Annotated in this window: 15 protein-coding genes; 13 read left to right on the forward strand and 2 right to left on the reverse strand. The window is 74.4% G+C overall.

Annotation, left to right across the window (positions count from 1 at the left end):
- Positions 1–6: 6 nt before the first annotated feature.
- On the reverse strand, positions 7–324 hold the full coding sequence (locus HFV08_RS32405) for a hypothetical protein (RefSeq protein WP_312885797.1): 318 nt from the start codon (positions 322–324) through the stop codon (positions 7–9).
- Between the two features lie 180 nt (positions 325–504).
- On the opposite strand from HFV08_RS32405, the gene HFV08_RS23350 reads away from it, so the two are divergent.
- From HFV08_RS23350 to HFV08_RS23360, 3 genes are all read left to right on the forward strand, one after another.
- Positions 505–1,758 (forward strand): sensor histidine kinase, encoded by a 1,254-nt coding sequence (locus HFV08_RS23350; protein WP_168542088.1) that lies wholly within the window; start codon positions 505–507, stop codon positions 1,756–1,758.
- 89 nt (positions 1,759–1,847) lie between these two features.
- On the forward strand, positions 1,848–2,525 hold the full coding sequence (locus tag HFV08_RS23355) for a response regulator (protein ID WP_168542090.1): 678 nt from the start codon (positions 1,848–1,850) through the stop codon (positions 2,523–2,525).
- Between the two features lie 234 nt (positions 2,526–2,759).
- Positions 2,760–3,959 (forward strand): cytochrome P450 family protein, encoded by a 1,200-nt coding sequence (locus tag HFV08_RS23360; protein ID WP_312885798.1) that lies wholly within the window; start codon positions 2,760–2,762, stop codon positions 3,957–3,959.
- A gap of 58 nt (positions 3,960–4,017) precedes the next feature.
- Here HFV08_RS23360 and HFV08_RS23365 read toward each other — a convergent pair whose 3' ends face one another.
- Positions 4,018–5,022 (reverse strand): Gfo/Idh/MocA family protein, encoded by a 1,005-nt coding sequence (locus HFV08_RS23365; protein ID WP_168542092.1) that lies wholly within the window; start codon positions 5,020–5,022, stop codon positions 4,018–4,020.
- A 71-nt stretch (positions 5,023–5,093) separates the two neighbouring features.
- Between HFV08_RS23365 and HFV08_RS23370 the strand changes: the two genes are divergently transcribed.
- The 10 genes from HFV08_RS23370 to gdhA all read left to right on the forward strand — a co-directional run bounded on the left by HFV08_RS23370 (position 5,094) and on the right by gdhA (position 17,834).
- A complete protein-coding gene (locus HFV08_RS23370) occupies positions 5,094–5,888 on the forward strand; it encodes a GntR family transcriptional regulator (RefSeq protein ID WP_168542094.1) in 795 nt (264 codons plus the stop codon).
- Between the two features lie 230 nt (positions 5,889–6,118).
- The gene (locus HFV08_RS23375) at positions 6,119–7,132 is read left to right on the forward strand and encodes a sugar ABC transporter substrate-binding protein (protein ID WP_376770697.1); all 1,014 of its coding nucleotides are present in this window, start codon (positions 6,119–6,121) and stop codon (positions 7,130–7,132) included.
- On the forward strand, positions 7,129–8,169 hold the full coding sequence (locus HFV08_RS23380; RefSeq protein ID WP_168542096.1) for an ABC transporter permease: 1,041 nt from the start codon (positions 7,129–7,131) through the stop codon (positions 8,167–8,169). The genes HFV08_RS23375 and HFV08_RS23380 overlap by 4 nt, the downstream gene beginning before the upstream one ends.
- On the forward strand, positions 8,166–9,044 hold the full coding sequence (locus tag HFV08_RS23385; RefSeq protein WP_168542100.1) for an ATP-binding cassette domain-containing protein: 879 nt from the start codon (positions 8,166–8,168) through the stop codon (positions 9,042–9,044). The genes HFV08_RS23380 and HFV08_RS23385 overlap by 4 nt, the downstream gene beginning before the upstream one ends.
- Before the next feature lie 202 nt (positions 9,045–9,246).
- Positions 9,247–10,401, forward strand: coding sequence for an ROK family glucokinase (locus HFV08_RS23390; protein ID WP_168542107.1), 1,155 nt, complete (start codon positions 9,247–9,249; stop codon positions 10,399–10,401).
- Positions 10,401–10,988, forward strand: coding sequence for a sugar kinase (locus HFV08_RS23395; protein WP_168542109.1), 588 nt, complete (start codon positions 10,401–10,403; stop codon positions 10,986–10,988). Before HFV08_RS23390 ends, HFV08_RS23395 begins: the two co-directional genes overlap by 1 nt.
- 320 nt (positions 10,989–11,308) lie before the next feature.
- Positions 11,309–14,092 carry an SCO1167/SCO6262 family helicase gene (locus HFV08_RS23400; protein WP_168542111.1) on the forward strand — a complete coding sequence of 928 codons (2,784 nt, stop codon included), beginning with the start codon at positions 11,309–11,311 and terminating at the stop codon, positions 14,090–14,092.
- Positions 14,089–15,525 carry an SWIM zinc finger family protein gene (locus tag HFV08_RS23405; RefSeq protein WP_168542113.1) on the forward strand — a complete coding sequence of 479 codons (1,437 nt, stop codon included), beginning with the start codon at positions 14,089–14,091 and terminating at the stop codon, positions 15,523–15,525. The genes HFV08_RS23400 and HFV08_RS23405 overlap by 4 nt, the downstream gene beginning before the upstream one ends.
- Positions 15,526–15,667: 142 nt before the next feature.
- Complete coding sequence (locus tag HFV08_RS23410) at positions 15,668–16,162, forward strand: hypothetical protein (protein WP_168542115.1); 495 nt, start codon at positions 15,668–15,670, stop codon at positions 16,160–16,162.
- A gap of 325 nt (positions 16,163–16,487) precedes the next feature.
- Complete coding sequence (gene gdhA / locus HFV08_RS23415) at positions 16,488–17,834, forward strand: NADP-specific glutamate dehydrogenase (protein WP_168542117.1); 1,347 nt, start codon at positions 16,488–16,490, stop codon at positions 17,832–17,834.
- Positions 17,835–17,903: the final 69 nt, after the last annotated feature.

Raw genomic sequence — 17,903 nt, forward strand, 5'->3', positions numbered from 1 at the left:
GGATCCCTAGTCGCCCCAGCCGTCCCCGTCCTCGCCGTCCTCCCTGTCCTCGCCGTCCTCGTGCCCCTCTCCCTTGCCGCCCCCGGCCCCCTTGCCGCTCTGCGTGCCGTCCCCGCCCTCCTCGGCGGGCATGCTCTCGGCCGCCGCGAACAGGGCGATCGCCAGCGCGACCAGGGCGCTGCTCACATAGACCTCGTAGCCGTCGAAGAACCCGATCCGCTGGATCAGACCCCAGCCGTCGAACCACCCGGACCACTCGTGCACCAGGCCGCCGGCGCCCTGGACGAAGGCGAGGAATCCACACACCTCAAGAAGCTTCTTCACGCCGCCCATCGTGGCCGCCCGCGCCCGCCCGGATCATCGGCCGCCGGACGCTCCGGGCCGCGACTTCCGGCCGCCCGGTACGGCTCCGTCCGCGACCAAAGTCGACGCCGCCGCCACTTTGGTAGCCGCCGGGGCGCACCGGGCCGCCGGGCGGGGCGGGCCTGCGTACATTTGTCGACCATGGACAAGGAGCGGAGCACCGGGGCGTGGGCGGTGCCGGAGTACCGGTGGCTGCTGCCGTCGGCGGTGACCCGGGAACTCGACCCCGACCGCGGGGAGCGCTCGCCGCGCCGGACGCTGCGCGACTGGCTGGTCGACTTCACCCTCTTCTTCGTCGCGGTGGGCCTCGGCCTGTCCGCCGCCGACGCGATGCCGCAGGAGGAGAACCTCCCGCACGCGCTCGGCGTGGCCGACCAGCTGCTCGGCGCCCTGTCCTGCGGCGCGGTCTGGCTGCGCAGGCGCTGGCCGGTGGGGCTCGCGGTGGTGATGCTCCCCGTCGCCCTGGTCTCCAACACCTCGGGCGGCGCCCTGATCGTCGCCTTCTTCAGCCTGGCCGTGCACCGGCCCTTCAAGTACGTCGCCGCCATCTGCGGCAGCTACCTCGCCACCCTGCCGGTGTTCTTCCTGGTCCGCCCGGACCCCGAACTGCCCTACCTCGCCGCCATCGTCCTCACCGTGGCCCTGGTCTCCGCGGTCGTCGGCTGGGGCATGTTCGTACGCTCCCGGCGGCAGCTGATGATGAGCCTGCGGGACCGCGCCCGGCGCGCCGAGACCGAGGCGGAGCTGCGCGCGGAGCAGGCGCAGCGGCTCGCCCGTGAGGCCATCGCCCGGGAGATGCACGATGTGCTCGCCCACCGGCTCACCCTGCTCAGCGTGCACGCGGGCGCCATGGAGTTCCGGCCGGACGCCCCCGCGGCGGAGATCGGCCGCGCCGCCGGGGTCATCCGGGAGAGCGCCCACGAGGCGCTGCAGGACCTGCGCGAGATCATCGGGGTGCTGCGGGCCGGGGAGGGCGAGGACTCCGGGCGCCCGCAGCCCACCCTCGCCGCGCTCGGCGCCCTGGTCGCCGAGTCCCGGGAGGCCGGTACGGAGGTGGCGCTCGACTACCGCGTCGACGAGACCGGGGGCGTGCCCGCCTCGCTCGGCCGGACCGCCTACCGGATCGTGCAGGAGGGCCTCACCAACGCCCGCAAGCACGCACCGGGCGCCCCGGTCGGGGTGCGGGTGGCGGGCGCCCCGGGCGAGGGCCTCACCGTCGAGGTCCGCAACCCCGCCCCGCCCGGCGAGGTGCCCGCGGTCCCCGGCTCCGGGCAGGGCCTGATCGGCATCGCCGAACGCGCCCACCTGGCCGGCGGCACCATCACCCACGGCGAGGACCCGCACGGCGGCTTCACGGTCAGCGCCCGGCTGCCCTGGGCGGGCGGTAATGCCTGAGCACCCTCCCGCCGAGCGGTCCGGCCCCCGCCGCCCGGCAGCGCGACCGACCGCACCGACCGCCCCCGGACCCTGGATAGCGTGCACCCATGACTGAGATCCGGCTGCTGCTCGTCGACGACGACCCCCTGGTCCGCGCGGGCCTGTCCTTCATGATCGGCGGCGCCGAGGACATCGAGATCGTGGGCGAGGCGGCCGACGGCAGCGAGGTGGCGGAGCTGGTGGAGCGCACCCAGCCCGATGTGGTCCTGATGGACATCCGGATGCCCGTGGTGGACGGACTGACCGCCACCGAGCGGCTGCGCGCCCGCCGGCAGGCCCCCGAGGTGGTCGTCCTGACCACCTTCCACGCCGACGAGCAGGTGCTGCGCGCCCTGCGCGCGGGCGCGGCCGGCTTCGTCCTCAAGGACACCCCGCCCGCCGAGATCATCGAGGCGGTACGCCGGGTCGCGGCCGGGGACCCGGTCCTCTCGCCCGCCGTCACCCGGCAGTTGGTGTCCCAGGCGGTGCGCGGCCAGGACACCCGCAGGGCCCGGGCGGCGGACCGGCTCGGCCTGCTCAACGCCCGGGAGCGCGAGGTCGCGGTGGCGGTCGGCCGGGGGAGCACCAACGCGGAGATCGCCGCCGCGCTCTATATGAGCGTGGCGACCGTCAAGACGCATGTCTCGCGCGTCCTGACCAAGCTGGACCTCAACAACCGGGTCCAGATCGCCCTCCTGGTCCACGACGCGGGCGTCCTCGACCGACTCGACGACCGAACCGACTGAACCGCCCCCGCCGAACAGGCCTTCCCCGTACGGCGGTTGGCCGGATTTCTGCCTCTGTCGGGTCTTTGTTCCGGCGTCCGGCCGTGCCAGTCTGAGGTGTCACCGAGCCTCCGGCTCCCCGGTCGGCTCTCCGGGCTTCCCGAACTCTCCGGACCCTCCGGCTCTCCGGACTCTCCGGACAAGGCGCTCACCCCCGGCTCATGGCCGCTGTCCGGGCGGCCGCGAAAGGACACCGTGCCCTCCGCAGTCGACGCCGATCTCCTCGCCCTGGGGGAGGATTTCCTCCGCGACCCCTTCCCGGTCTACGCCGCCCTGCGCGCCCGGGGCCCCGTCCACCGCATCCGGATGCCCGAGGGCGCCGAGGCCTGGCTGGTCGTCGGGCACGAGGAGAGCAGGGCCGCCCTCGCCGACCCGCGCCTGTCCAAGGAGTGGGCGAGCGCCGGCGCGCACCTGCCGGTGAAGGCGATCGCCTCCGGTCGCTCCCTGCTGAGCAGCGACCCGCCGGACCACACCCGGCTACGGGCCCTGCTGACACGGGAGTTCACCCCGCGCCGGGTCGCGGCGCTCGCCCCGCGCGTCCAGCGGATGACCGACGCCCTCCTCGACACCATGCTCGCCTCGTCCGACCGCCGGGCCGATCTGGTGGACGCGCTCTCCTTCCCGCTGCCGCTCGGCGTGATCTGCGAACTCCTCGGCGTACCGGGCCTGGACCGGGAGCCCTTCCGCCGCTGGTCGAACGCCGCCGTCTCCGGGCTCACCGCCGAGGAGCGCGAACCGGCCACCGCGAGCATGCGGGCGTATCTGACCCGACTCATCGCGGACAAGCGGGAGTCGGGCGGCGACGACCTGCTGAGCGCGCTGATCCGGACCAGCGACGAGGACGGCGACCGGCTCAGCGGCCACGAACTCCTCGGCATGGCCTGGATCCTGCTGGTCGCGGGCCACGAGACCACCGTCAACCTGATCTCCAACGGCGTCCTCGCCCTGCTCACCCACCCCGGGCAACTGGCCGCCCTGCGCGCCGACTTCGACGGCCTCCTGGACCGGACGGTGGAGGAGGTGCTGCGCTACGAGGGCCCCGTGGAGACCCCGACCTACCGCTTCACCACCGAGCCCTTCGACATCGGCGGCACCACCCTCCCCGGCGGCGGCGAACTCGTCCTGATCGCCCTCGCCGACGCCAACCGCGACCCGCGCAGATTCGACGACCCGGCCCGCTTCGACATCCACCGCGACCCCCGCGGCCACCTCGCCTTCGGCCACGGCATCCACTACTGCCTCGGCGCCCCGCTCGCCCGCCTGGAGGCGCGGATCGTCCTCCGCTCCCTTCTGGAACGCTGTCCCGACCTCGCCCTGGACACCGCCCCGGACCGGCTCGACTGGCGTACGGGCATGCTGATCCGGGGTCCGGAGAGGCTTCCGGTGCGCTGGTGAGAGCGGTGAGAGCGGGGCCGGCCGGGCCGCCGGCGGTCGGGCCGCGGCCCGCCGGGCCTCAGGACTCGGGGATCTCCGCCAGCGGCACCGGCCGCCGTTCCGCGCGGGAGCGCTCGCAGGCCTCCGCGACGCGCAGGGCGTGCAGCGCCTCGCGGCCGTCGCAGGGGTTGGCCCGCCCCTCGCGCACCACCTCGACGAAGGCGGTGAGTTCGGCCTCGTAGGCCGGGGCGAACCGTTCCAGGAACCCCGGCCAGGGCTTGTCGGCGGGCGGCGGTCCCGCCGGTTCGGTGGAGGCGATCGGGGTGCGGTCGTCGAGGCCCACCGCGATCTGGTCGGCCTCCCCGGCCAGCTCCATCCGCACGTCGTAGCCCGCGCCGTTGCAGCGGGTCGCGGTCGCGGTGGCCAGGGTGCCGTCGTCGAGGGTGAGCAGGGCGGCGGCGGTGTCCACGTCACCGGCCTCGCGGAAGAGCGCGCCGCCCGCGTCGGAGCCGTAGGCGAAGACCTCGGTGACCTCGCGGTCCGTCACCCAGCGCAGGATGTCGAAGTCGTGGACCAGGCAGTCCCGGAACAGGCCGCCGGAGAGCGGGAGATAGGCCGCGGGCGGCGGCGCCGGGTCCGAGGTGATCGCCCGGACGGTGTGCAGCCGGCCGAGCCTGCCCTCGCCGACCGCCTTGCGCGCCGCCGTGTACCCGGCGTCGAAGCGGCGCTGGAAGCCCATCTGCAGCACGGTCCCGGCCTCGTCCACCTCGCGCAGCGCGGCCAGGGTGCCCGGCAGGTCCAGGGCGATCGGCTTCTCGCAGAAGACCGGGAGACCGGCCCGGGCCGCGCGGCCGATCAGCTCGGCGTGCGCCGCGGTCGCCGCCGTCACCACCACCGCGTCCACGCCCCAGGAGAAGATCTCGTCGGTGCCGGGCGCCGCCGTACCGCCCACCCGGTCGGCGAGCGCGCGGGCCCTCGCCGGTTCCGCGTCGGTGACCAGCAGGGAGCCCACCTGGTGGTTGCGGCTCAGAGAGGCGGCGTGGAAAGTGCCGATACGGCCCGCTCCGATGAGTCCGATGCGCATGGCTCCCAACCTGGACCGAACCCCCTGCCCTGTCAACACTTTGTCCTGACAATCGAACTTCCGTACTTCCGATGGCCCTCCGCCGGGACTACGCTCACCGCGTGCCCAGTCCAGAAGGGGATCCGACCGCGAGCCTCCGGCTCGGCGTGGACCGCAACAGCCCGGTCCCGCTGTACTTCCAGCTGTCCCGGCAGCTCGAATCCGCCATCGCCCAGGGCTCGTTGACGCCGGGCAGCCTGCTCGGCAACGAGATCGACCTCGCCGCCCGGCTCGGCCTCTCCCGGCCCACCGTCCGCCAGGCCATCCAGGCCCTGGTCGACAAGGGGCTCCTGGTGCGCCGCCGCGGCGTCGGCACCCAGGTCGTGCAGAGCCAGGTCCGCCGCCCGCTCGAACTCAGCAGCCTCTACGAGGACCTGCACACCGCCGGCCGCGGCCCCGCCACCCGGGTGCTCTCCAACGCCCTGGTGCCCGCCTCGCCGGAGGCCGCCGCCGCGCTCGGCGTCGCGCCGGGCGAGGAGGTCCGCCGGGTCGAGCGGCTGCGCCTCGCGGACGGCGAACCCCTCGCCTACCTGTGCAACCACCTGCCCGCCCGGCTGCCCGGACTCGACGACGCCGGGCTGCGCGAGGGCAGCCTCTACGCCCTGCTGCGCGGCGCGGGCGTCACCCTGCACAGCGCCCGGCAGCGCATCGGCGCCCGCAGCGCCACCCGCACCGAGGGCGCCCTGCTGGGCGAGTCCGCCCGCGCCCCGCTCCTGACCATGGAGCGCACCGCCTTCGACGACACCGGGCGGCCCGTCGAGTTCGGCGCCCACCTCTTCCGCGCCTCCCGTTACTCCTTCGACTTCCAGCTCCTCGTACGGCCCTGATTCCGGCCCCTCGTACCGCCCTGGGGGATTCGCCCCCGGAGCGCGCCGCCGGGTTCCGACAAAGTCATTGACTGGCGGTACGGGCCCCGCTACAACTCCTCCAGCCGCCGAGCAGCCGGGCCACCGTCCGGGACCTGCGCGGCGGCCCCGGCCGGCGGTCGGTGATACTGGGGCGTTCGCGGTGGCAGCGCCGCGGCGGGACAGCGGTACTGCGAGGAGGACACGGCGTCGTGGCAAGGGTTCGGACAGGGGTACGTGCGGTCGGTGCCGTGCTGGTGATGGCGCTCGGGGTCTCGCTCGCGGGATGCAGCAGCACCGGCGGCAAGAAGGCCGAGGACGCCCGCAAGGCCGCGGCCGCGGGCGGCAAGTCGGCGGTGAACACGCCCCGCTGGACCGTCGCCATGGTCACCCACTCCGGCGACGGCGACACCTTCTGGGACATCGTGCAGAAGGGCGCCGAGCAGGCCGCCGTCAAGGACAACATCAAGTTCCTCTACTCGCACAACGACGAGGCCCAGCAGCAGGCCCAGCTCGTCGACGCCGCGGTGGACAAGAAGGTCGACGGCCTGATCGTCTCGCTGGCCAAGCCGGACGCGATGAAGGCCGCCGTCGCCCGCGCGGTCAAGGCCGGCATCCCGGTGATCACCGTGAACTCCGGCTCCGCCGAGTCGAAGAAGTTCGGCGCCCTCAGCCACATCGGCCAGGACGAGACCGTCGCCGGGCGCGCGGTGGGCGAGGAGCTGAACAAGCGCGGCCGCAAGAAGGCCCTGTGCATCCTGCACGAGCAGGGCAACGTCGGCCACGAGCAGCGCTGCGACGGCGCCAAGGAGAGCTTCGACGGCAAGATGCAGAACCTCTACGTCGACGGCACCAACATGCCCGACGTCCAGGCCGCCATCGAGGCCAAGCTCCAGTCCGACGACTCCCTGGACGCGGTGGTCACCCTCGGCGCGCCCTTCGCCGACACCGCGGTCAAGGCGAAGGACAGCGCGGGCAGCAAGGCCGAGATCGACACCTTCGACCTCAACGAGGCGGTGGCCACCGGCCTCAAGAGCGGCAAGCTCGGCTTCGCCGTCGACCAGCAGCCCTACCTCCAGGGCTACCAGGCCGTCGACCTGCTGTGGCTCTACCGCTACAACGCCGACGTCCTCGGCGGCGGCCGGCCGGTGCTGACCGGCCCCCAGGTCGTCACCGAGAAGGACGCCGACGCACTGCTCGACTACGCGGAGCGGGGCACTCGATGACCGCGACCGCCCAGAAGACGGCGGACGAACGGCTCGTCGAGACCTCCGCCCTGCGCAAGCTCCTCGGCAGGCCGGAACTCGGCTCCGTGGTCGGCGCGGTGGCGGTCTTCGCCTTCTTCGTCGTCTTCGCCGACAGCTTCCTGCGCGCCTCCAGCCTCGCCACCGTGCTCTACGCGGCCTCCACCCTCGGCATCATGGCGGTGCCGGTGGCGCTGCTCATGATCGGCGGCGAGTTCGACCTGTCCGCGGGCGTCCTGGTGACCAGCTCGGCGCTGATCTCCTCGATGTTCAGCTACCAGATGACCGCGAACGTCTGGGTCGGCGTCGGCGTCTCGCTGCTGGCCACGCTCGCCATCGGCGTCTTCAACGGCGTGATGCTGACCCGTACCCAGCTGCCCAGCTTCATCATCACGCTCGGTACCTTCCTCATGCTCACCGGCATGAACCTCGGCTTCACCAAGCTGATCAGCGGCACCGTCTCCACCAAGAAGATCTCCGACATGGAGGGCTTCGCCGGCGCCCACGACCTGTTCGCCTCGACGCTCACCCTCGGCGACGTCGACTTCAAGGTCACCATCCTGTGGTGGTTCGGCCTGGTCGCGGTCGCCACCTGGATCCTGCTGCGCACCCGCGCCGGCAACTGGATCTTCGCCTGCGGCGGCAACAAGGAGGCCGCCCGCGCGGTCGGCGTGCCCGTCACGGCCACCAAGATCGGCCTCTACATGGGCGTCGGCCTCGGCGCCTGGATCGCGGGCCAGCACCTGCTCTTCTCCTTCGACACCGTCCAGTCCGGCGAGGGCGTCGGAAACGAGCTGATCTACATCATCGCGGCCGTCATCGGCGGCTGCCTGATCACCGGCGGTTACGGCTCCGCGGTCGGCTCGGCCGTCGGCGCCCTGATCTTCGGCATGACCAGCAAGGGCATCGTCTACGCCGAGTGGGACCCGGACTGGTTCAAGTTCTTCCTCGGGGCGATGCTGCTCCTGGCGACCCTGCTCAACCACTGGGTCCGCAAGCGTGCGGAGGCGAGCAAGTGAGTACCGCGAAGACCCCCGCCCCGGATCCCGGCGAGCCGCAGCCGCTCGTGGAGCTGGACGACGTCAGCAAGTTCTACGGCAACATCCGCGCCCTCGAAGGGGTCTCCCTGGAGGTGCACGCGGGCGAGATCTCCTGCGTGCTCGGCGACAACGGCGCGGGCAAGTCCACCCTCATCAAGATCATCTCGGGGCTGCACCGGCACGACGCCGGAACCCTGCGCATCGAGGGCGAGGACACCTCGCTCTCCTCCCCGCGCGAGGCCCTGGACCGCGGCATCGCCACGGTCTACCAGGACCTCGCCGTGGTCCCGCTGATGCCGGTCTGGCGCAACTTCTTCCTCGGCTCCGAGCCCACCCGCGGCAAGGGCCCGCTGAAGCGCCTCGACGTGGCGCGGATGCGCGAGACCACCCGTACCGAGCTGCTGCGCATGGGCATCGACCTGCGCGATGTCGACCAGCCCATCGGCACCCTCTCCGGCGGCGAGCGCCAGTGCGTGGCCATCGCCCGCGCGGTCTACTTCGGCGCCAAGGTCCTGGTCCTCGACGAGCCCACCGCCGCCCTCGGCGTCAAGCAGTCCGGGGTCGTCCTGAAGTACGTGGCCGCCGCCCGGGACGCCGGACTCGGTGTCGTCCTGATCACCCACAACCCGCACCACGCCTATCTGGTCGGGGACCGCTTCGTGCTGCTCAAGCGGGGCGCGATGACCGGCAGCCACCTGCGCGCCGACATCAGCCTGGACGAGCTGACCCGGCAGATGGCGGGCGGCAACGAGCTGGAGGACCTGCGCCACGAACTGGAGCGGGCACCGGTCCCCACCCACCTGGGCGGGCACCCGGCGAAGCCCGCCCAGGAGACGGAGAACACGGGGGAGTAGGGATCCGGGGCCCCGCGGGAGCGCGGGCACCCGGCCCGGGGCCGAGGCACGAGGGCCGGGTGGTCCACCGGACGGGAGGCAGCTCCCGCCCTGCTGACCGCCCGGCTCTTCGCCGTGCCTCTGCCCGGCCGTCAAGTCGGCCGCCCGGGGCCGGAGGGAGCCGCGATGCGCGGGCCCCGCCCGGTGAGGCAGAATCGGCGCGATGAGCACCTACCGCGACTTCACCCACCGCGGCTCCGCACGGGCCACCGTCCTGCGGACCGTGGGGACCCGCGAGCGCCGGTCGCATCTGACCGCGCCCCGCGTGCCCACGGTCGGCATCGACATCGGCGGCACGAAAGTGATGGCCGGTGTCGTCGACGCCGACGGCATCATCCTGGAGAAGCTCCGGACCGAGACCCCGGACAAGTCCAAGAGCCCGAAGGTCGTCGAGGACACCATCGTCGAGCTGGTCCTCGACCTCTCCGACCGGCACGACGTGCACGCCGTGGGCATCGGCGCCGCGGGCTGGGTCGACGCCGACCGCAACCGCGTCCTGTTCGCCCCGCACCTGTCCTGGCGCAACGAGCCCCTGCGCGACCGCCTCGCGGAACGCCTCGCCGTCCCCGTACTCGTCGACAACGACGCCAACACCGCCGCCTGGGCGGAGTGGCGCTTCGGCGCGGGCCGCGGCGAGGACCACCTCGTGATGATCACGCTCGGCACCGGCATCGGCGGCGCGATCCTGGAGGGCGGCCAGGTCAAGCGCGGCAAGTACGGGGTGGCCGGGGAGTTCGGCCATATGCAGGTGGTGCCCTCCGGACACCGCTGCCCCTGCGGCAACCGCGGCTGCTGGGAGCAGTACAGCTCCGGCAACGCCCTGGTCCGCGAGGCCCGGGAACTGGCGGCCGCCGAGTCGCCGGTCGCGTACAGCATCATCGACCGGGTGGCGGGGAACATCCCCGAGATCACCGGCCCGCTCATCACCGAGCTGGCCCGCGAGGGCGACGCGATGTGCGTCGAACTCCTCCAGGACATCGGCCAGTGGCTCGGCGTCGGCATCGCCAATCTGGCCGCCGCCCTCGACCCCTCCTGCTTCGTCATCGGCGGCGGCGTCAGCGCCGCCGACGACCTGCTGATCGTCCCGGCCAGGGACGCCTTCAAACGCCATCTCACCGGCCGCGGCTACCGCCCCGAGGCGCGTATCGCCCGCGCCCAGCTCGGACCCGAGGCGGGTATGGTCGGCGCGGCCGACCTGGCCCGGCTCATCGCCCGCCGCTTCCGGCGCGCCAACCGCCGCCGCGTGGAGCGCTACGAACGCTACGAGCGCTTCGCCGAAGCCCGCCGCACCCGCACCACCCAGCAGGGGACCCCTTGATGCCCGCAGCCGACCGGCCCGTCGTGCCCCGCCAGCCCGAGCCCCCGGGTGAGGAGAGCCCCGAGGCCCGCGGCCACCGGTTCCGCCGCCGCGCCCTGACCCTCCTGATCATTGTGCTGCTGATCGGTGTCCCCGCCGGATATCTGATCATCTCCGCGAACCAGAGCCGGGACAGCGGCAAGGACAAGGAGGCCAAGTACGCCGCCCGCGGACTGCGCTACGAATGGCCCTCCCGGGTGCAGCGCCGCATCTACGAGATCCCGATCCCCTCGTACTCCAGGAACGTCGCCTACTACGAGACGAACAACTGGAAGACCAGCCGCCTGTACGTGCAGTTCCTCACCAGCAACGAGGGGCTCGACCGGTTCCTGCGCACGGTCGGCACCAGCTCCGCACGGCTGAAGGACGACAAGTTCACCATCACCGCCCGCGACCGCCGGATCGTCCGCTGGGACTTCACCGGCAAGGGACCCTGGAGCAGCCTCACCCGCGTCCGGCAGGACCCGCGGCCCACCCTGGACATCGTGGTGAACCGCAGCGACCCGCAGCACCCGCGCGTCTTCGTGGTCTCCGCCGCCACCCCCTGAACCCGCCGCCGGGCGGGCCGCGAGGCGCGGTCAGGGCCGTTGTCGGACCCCGCCCGTATTCTCGGCAGCGAGCTGAGCGGACTGCCGGACGGTGAGGGGAGGCGGAGCGGATGACCCACGGCACGGCCCGGGGCCGGACCGAGGACGGAGAGGCCGGAGTCGCGGACGGGCCCGGTGACACGACCCTGGACAGGGACGGGAGCAGGGACAGGGACAGGAGCAGCAGGGGCAGGGGCAGGGACGGAGCCGCGGACGGGTCCGGGAACACGACCCGGGACGCGTCCGGCGACCGAGCCGAGGACCTCCCCCGCGGCCCCGCCGTGCCCGAGGCGCTGACCAGGCTCCCCGCCCTCTTCCTGCCCGGTGAGGTACCCCGCGCGGGGCGCCTCGCCTTCTGGGACCCGGACGGCGGGCCGCTGCCGCCCGGCGAGCACACCGAGCTGAAGGTGGTCCGGCCCCGGGGCACCACCGTCCGTACCGCCACCGTCCCCGCGCTTCTCCTCGGCCTCGGCCGGGCGCTCCCGCTGCTCGTACGCTCCCGTACCGCGGCCGGCACCCACCCCGCCACCGCCTGCTGGGGCGGCGCCGCCCTGCACGCCCTGCGCCTGGTCGCCCGCGGGCGGCTGCTCCCGGGCCTGACCGCCGAGGGCGCGGACGCCTGGCGCGCCGGGCCCCTGGACCCCGAGGACCTCGCCCACCTGCGCTCCCTCGCCGCCGCCCTGCCGCCCGAGGGGCACGCCGCCCCGCTGCCCGGCCGGGGGCCCCTGCGGCTCCCGGCCCCCGAGGCACTGGTCCGGGCCTTCGTCGACGCGGTCGCCGACACCCTGCCGCGGACCCCGGCCGCCGCCCCGGCCCACGGCGCCCCCTTCGCCGCGCGGGCCCCGCGGAAGCTGCCCGGCGCCCGCGCCTGGGCCGCCGAGGTCGCCGCCGGGAACGACGCGGGCACCGCCCTGTCCCTGCGCCTCGACCTGGCGCCGCTCGCCGCCTTCGAGGGGGAGGGGCGCGGCGCCGCCGCCGTCCTCCAGGTGCACAGCCGCGCCGACCCCGCCCTGGTCCTCGACGCCGCCGCGCTCTGGGCCGGCGAGGGCGAGCACACCTTCGGCCCCCGCGCCCGCGTCGACGCCGCGCTGGCCCTGCGCCGGGCGGCCCGCGTCTGGCCGCCCCTTGAACGCCTCGGCGAGCGCGAGGTCCCCGACGTACTCTCCCTCGACGACGAGGAGCTCTCCGACCTGCTCGGCGCCGCGGGCAGCAGGCTCGCCGCCGCCGGGGTGGCCGTGCACTGGCCCCGCGAGCTCACCAGGGAGCTGACCGCCGCGGCCGTGGTCCGCCCGGCGCCCGGCTCCGCGACCGACGGCACCGGCTTCCTCGACAGCGAGCAACTCCTGCAATTCCGCTGGCAGTTGGCGCTGGGCGGCGAGGAGCTGACCGAGTCCGAGATGGACGCGCTCGCCGAGGCGCACCGGCCCGTGGTCCGGCTGCGCGACCAGTGGGTGCCCGTGGATCCCGCCCTGGTACGCCGCGCCCGCAAGCGGCACCTCGGCCTCCTCGACCCGGTGGACGCCCTCTCCGCGGCGCTCAGCGGCAGCGCCGAGGTGGACGGCGAGCGCGTCGACATCGTCCCCACCGGCGCCCTCGCCGCGCTGCGCGAGCAGCTCACCTCCGGGGTGCCGCCCGTCGAGGCGCCGCCCGCCCTGCACGCCCGGCTGCGCGACTACCAGCTCCAGGGCCTGGCCTGGCTGGACATGATGACCCGCCTCGGCCTCGGCGGCTGCCTCGCCGACGACATGGGCCTCGGCAAGACGGTCACCCTGATCGCCCTGCACCTGCGCCGGGCCCGCCCCGAGCCGACCCTCGTGGTCTGCCCCGCCTCCCTGCTCGGCAACTGGCAGCGCGAGATCGCCCGCTTCGCCCCCGGCGAGCCGGTACGCCGCTTCCACGGCCCCGGCCGGGGCCTCGACGACCTCTCCGGCGGCTTCGTCCTCACCACCTACGGCACCCTGCGCTCCGCCGCCGAGAAACTGGCCGCCCAGCCCTGGGGCCTGCTCGTCGCCGACGAGGCCCAGCACGTGAAGAACCCCCGCTCGGCGACCGCCCGCGCGCTGCGCACCGTGCCCGCCCCGGCCCGGGTCGCCCTCACCGGCACCCCCGTGGAGAACAACCTCTCCGAGCTGTGGGCGCTGCTCGACTGGACCACCCCCGGGCTCCTCGGCCCGCTCACCTCCTTCCGCGCCCGGCACGCCAGAGCCGTGGAGACCGGCGAGGATCCCGAGGCCGCCCACCGCCTGGCCCGGCTCATCGGCCCCTTCCTGCTGCGGCGCAAGAAGTCCGACCCGGGGATCGTCCCCGAGCTGCCGCCCAAGACCGAGACCGACCACCCGGTCCCGCTCACCCGCGAACAGGCCTCCCTCTACGAGGCGGTGGTCCGCGAGTCGCTGGCCGCCATCGAGCAGGCGAAGGGCATCGGCCGCCGCGGCCTGGTCCTCAAGCTCCTCACCTCCCTCAAGCAGATCTGCAACCACCCCGCCCAGTACCTGAAGGAGGCACCCTCCGCGGGCGGGCCGCCGCGCACCGCGGGCCGCTCCGGCAAGCTCGCCCTGCTCGACGAACTCCTCGACGTGGTCCTCGCCGAGGACGGCTCCGCCCTGGTCTTCACCCAGTACGTGGGCATGGCCCGGCTCATCACGGCCCACCTCGCGGCCCGCGCGGTCCCCGCCGCCCTCCTCGACGGCAGCACCCCGGTGGCCCGGCGGGAGCACCTGGTCGACCGCTTCCAGGACGGCGCCGTCCCGGTGCTCGTCCTCTCCCTCAAGGCCGCGGGCACCGGACTGAACCTCACCCGCGCCGGACACGTGGTGCACTTCGACCGCTGGTGGAATCCGGCGGTCGAGGACCAGGCCACCGACCGCGCCTACCGCATCGGCCAGACCCAGCCCGTACAGGTGCACCGGCTGCTCACCGAGGGCACCGTCGAGGACCGCATCGCCGAGATGCTGGCCGCCAAGCGCGCCCTGGCCGACGCGGTACTCGGCTCCGGCGAGGCCGCCCTCACCGAGCTCACCGACCGCGAGCTCACCGACCTGGTCTCCCTGCGGAGGCCCCGATGAGCCCCGCGGGCGGCGAGCCCGGGGCCGCCGACGAGGCGCGCCGGGCCCTGCGCGCCGCTCGCGACCGGGCGCCGACCGCGAGCCCGGCGGCACCCGTGCGGCCCGCGCGCCGCCGCCCCGTCGTCCCCGCCGCCGTACCCCCGGAGCTGCACCGCACCTTCGCCCCCGACCCTCCCGCGGGCTCCTCGCCCCGGGCCCTGCCGCGCGAACTCCGGGCCGCCGGGCGGCAGTCCGGGGCCCCGGACCGGTCCCGCCGCACCGCCGACCCGGGGGCACCGCACTCCTGGTGGGGCCGGGCCTGGCTCACCGCGCTGGAGGAGAGGGCGCTCGACCCGGCGCGGCTGCGGCGCGGCAGGGAGTACGCGGCGGCGGGCCGGGTCGACACGGTCAGCGTCGCCCCGGGCCGGCTCCTCGCCTATGTGCACGGCAGCAGACCCCGCCCCTACCGCGCCCTGATCCGCCTGCGCACCCTGGACACCGCCGAGTGGGACGACTTCCTGGACGCCGCCGCGGCCGCCCCCGCCCACCTCGCCGCCCTCCTGGACGGCGAGCTCCCGGCCGCCCTCGCGCAGGAGGGCCCGCTCCTGCCGGGCCCCGGCGAGCTGCGCGCGGAGTGCAACTGCCCCGACGACGGACTGCCCTGCAAGCACGCGGCGGCGCTGTGCTACCGCGCCGCGGCCATCCTCGACGGCGACCCCTTCGCGCTCCTGCTCCTCCGCGGCCGCGGCGAGCGCGACCTCCTGGACGAACTGACCCGCCGCGGCACCGCCCTGCGCACCGAGCAGGACCCCGGCGAGGAGGCCTTCCCCGGGGTCCCGGCCCGCGAGGTCCTCGCCGGACCCGCGCCGGGGCCGCTGCCCGCCCCGCTGCCACCGCCCGCGAACCCGGGCCACCCTCCGGCGTACCCGGCGGTCGAGGGCGGCCCCGACCCCTTCGCCCTCGACCAGCTGGCGGGCGAGGCCGCCGCCCGCGCCCACGCCTGGCTGCGCACCGGCGAGGACCCGCTCGCCGGACTCGGGCTCTGGCAGGACGCCGTCCGCCTGGCGGCCGCCCGCCCCGGCTCCGGACTCACCGGCGCGGGCCGGGCCCTGTACGTCTCCCTCGCCGAGGCGGCCGGCCGCACCCCCGGGGACCTCGCCCGCGCCGTCGCCGCTTGGCGCCAGGGCGGCCCCGACGCCCTCGCCGTGCTGGAGGAGGAGCCCTGGGACCCCCCGGCAGGCCGCTTCGACCGCGCCCGCCCGGTCCTGCGCGCCGCCGGTCACCCCGTCTTCCGCCCCTGGCACAACCGCCTCAGCCACCCCTCGGGCACCCTCCAGCTGCGCCTCGGCCGCGAGGGCCTCTGGTACGCCTACGAGTCCGAGGCGGGGGAGGAGGACTGGTGGCCGCGGGGCACCGCGGACCCGGACCCGGTCACGGCGCTGACGGCGGAGTGAGCGGGCCCGGTGCGGGTGCCGCCGAGTGGTGCGCGGGCGGCCGAGCGACCAGGCTGGGCACGTCAGCGGTGGCCCGCCGTCTCGAAGGCTGAGGACCGGCACCGCGTCGGCACGCCCGGGACGGACAGCGGAAGGCGGGACCATGGAGCGCAAGCTGCTCGGCATCTACCTCAACGACCACCTCGCCGGGGCCAGCTTCGGGGCCGGACTCGCCGACCGCATCGCCCACCGCCACCGGGACTCGGCGGCCGGGCCCGAACTGGCGCGCCTGGCCCGGGAGATCACCGAGGACCGCCGCGCACTCCTCGACGTCATGGCCGCACTCGGCGTCCCCGCCCGCCGCTACAAGGTCTACGGCGGCCGGGTCGCCGAACGCCTCGGCCTCCTCAAACTCAACGGCTCGCTGTACCGGCGCTCCGGACTCAGCACCGTCATCGAACTGGAGACCCTGCGGCTCGGCGTGGAGGGCAAGTCCCTGGTCTGGCGCACCCTCCTCGACGTCGAGGAGGCGCGGGCGGACCTGGACCGCCCCCGGGTGCAGACCCTCCTCGACAGGGCACGCGCCCAGATCGACCTCCTCGCGGGCCTGCGGACCACCGCCGCCGTCCGCGTCTTCCAGAGCCTGCCCGGAGTCTGAGCGGTTCTGCCGGGTTCGGATCAGTAGCGCCTCTTCCGGACGCCCCTGGGCACCTCTGGACGACTCCGGGAGCCCTGTCCCGGTCGCGGTCCACCGGGCCGCCTCGACGCGTGTTCCGCCGCGCCGGTCACTCCCCGCCATTGTTCGCTCTCGGCTACGCACAGTCTTCGTCAAGCCGCTTCCCCGCCGGTACGGCACCGGGCAGACTCCGGACGTCGAACGGGGAGGGGCCCCGTCGCCAGGGGTGACCCCTGCCACGTACCGCATGCCCTCGCTCGGGGACGGGCAGCGGAACCCCCAGGGACAGGCAGAACGAGAGGCAGCCATGGACGTCAGCGCGCATATCGAGGCCGTCTACGCGGAGGTTCGCCGGCGCGACCCCGGCGAGCCGGAGTTCCACCAGGCAGCGGCCGAGGTGCTGACCTCGCTCACGCCCGCGCTCGAACGGCACCCCGAGTACGCCGAGACCGGGATCCTGGACAGGCTCTGCGAGCCCGAGCGGCAGCTGATGTTCCGGGTGCCCTGGGTCGACGACCAGGGCTCGGTACGGGTCAACCGGGGCTTCCGGGTGGAGTTCAACAGCGCTCTCGGCCCGTACAAGGGCGGCCTGCGCTTCCACCCGAGCGTGAACCTCGGCATCGTGAAGTTCCTGGGCTTCGAGCAGATCTTCAAGAACGCGCTGACCGGGATGGCGATCGGCGGCGGCAAGGGCGGCTCGGACTTCGACCCCAAGGGCCGCTCGGACGGCGAGGTCATGCGCTTCTGCCAGTCCTTCATGACCGAGCTCCACCGCCACCTGGGCGAGCACACCGATGTGCCCGCCGGGGACATCGGCGTCGGCGCACGGGAGATCGGCTACCTCTTCGGCCAGTACAAGCGGATCACCAACCGCTACGAGTCCGGGGTCCTCACCGGCAAGCCGGTGGCCTGGGGCGGCTCCCAGGCCAGGACCGAGGCCACCGGCTACGGCGCGGTCTACTTCGCCCAGGAGATGCTCGCCACCCGCGGCGAGGGATTCGAGGGGCGCCGGGTGGTTGTCTCCGGGTCCGGCAACGTGGCCGTGTACGCGGTGGAGAAGGTGCACGACCTCGGCGGGCGCGTGGTGGCCTGCAGCGACTCCTCCGGGTACCTCGTCGACGAGGACGGCATCGACCTGGAGCTGCTCAAGGAGATCAAGGAGGTGCGCCGCTCCCGGATCTCCGCCTACGCGGAGGCGAAGCCCGGCGCGCGCTTCTCGGCCCGGGGCACGGTCTACGACGTACCGTGCGAGATCGTCCTGCCCTGCGCCACCCAGAACGAGCTGCGCCGCGAGGACGCGGTGGCCCTGGTGAAGAAGGGCGTCCGCGCCGTCGCCGAGGGCGCCAACATGCCCTGTACCGCCGAGGCGGTGGACGTCTTCCAGGAGGCCGGGATCCTCTTCGGTCCCGGCAAGGCCGCCAACGCGGGCGGCGTGGCCACCTCCGCGCTGGAGATGCAGCAGAACGCCTCCCGCGACAGCTGGACCTTCGAGGAGACCGAGTCCCGCCTCGCCAAGGTGATGCGCGGCGTCCACGCCCAGTGCCGCGAAACCGCCGAGGCCTACGGCGGCAGCCCGGACGACTACGTACGCGGCGCGAATGTCGCGGGGTTCCTGAAGGTGGCCGAGGCCATGACGGCTCAGGGGGTCATCTAGGGTTCCGGCGGATCAGGGAGGGATCAGGCGGGCGGGGGCGCGACGAGAAGCCGCGGGGTATCGTCGCAG

The organism is Streptomyces physcomitrii (assembly GCF_012273655.1).
Taxonomy (GTDB): Bacteria; Actinomycetota; Actinomycetes; order Streptomycetales; family Streptomycetaceae; genus Streptomyces; species Streptomyces physcomitrii.

What these genes read in the sequence shown, in the direction of transcription:
- HFV08_RS23350 (WP_168542088.1), top strand. Translation starts at nt 505, where the DNA reads ATGGACAAGGAGCGGAGCACCGGGGCGTGGGCGGTGCCGGAGTACCGG.
- HFV08_RS23355 (WP_168542090.1), top strand. Translation starts at nt 1,848, where the DNA reads ATGACTGAGATCCGGCTGCTGCTCGTCGACGACGACCCCCTGGTCCGC.
- HFV08_RS23365 (WP_168542092.1), bottom strand. Translation starts at nt 5,022, where the DNA reads ATGCGCATCGGACTCATCGGAGCGGGCCGTATCGGCACTTTCCACGCC.
- HFV08_RS23370 (WP_168542094.1), top strand. Translation starts at nt 5,094, where the DNA reads ATGGCCCTCCGCCGGGACTACGCTCACCGCGTGCCCAGTCCAGAAGGG.
- HFV08_RS23380 (WP_168542096.1), top strand. Translation starts at nt 7,129, where the DNA reads ATGACCGCGACCGCCCAGAAGACGGCGGACGAACGGCTCGTCGAGACC.
- HFV08_RS23390 (WP_168542107.1), top strand. Translation starts at nt 9,247, where the DNA reads ATGAGCACCTACCGCGACTTCACCCACCGCGGCTCCGCACGGGCCACC.
- HFV08_RS23395 (WP_168542109.1), top strand. Translation starts at nt 10,401, where the DNA reads ATGCCCGCAGCCGACCGGCCCGTCGTGCCCCGCCAGCCCGAGCCCCCG.
- HFV08_RS23405 (WP_168542113.1), top strand. Translation starts at nt 14,089, where the DNA reads ATGAGCCCCGCGGGCGGCGAGCCCGGGGCCGCCGACGAGGCGCGCCGG.
- HFV08_RS23410 (WP_168542115.1), top strand. Translation starts at nt 15,668, where the DNA reads ATGGAGCGCAAGCTGCTCGGCATCTACCTCAACGACCACCTCGCCGGG.
- gdhA (WP_168542117.1), top strand. Translation starts at nt 16,488, where the DNA reads ATGGACGTCAGCGCGCATATCGAGGCCGTCTACGCGGAGGTTCGCCGG.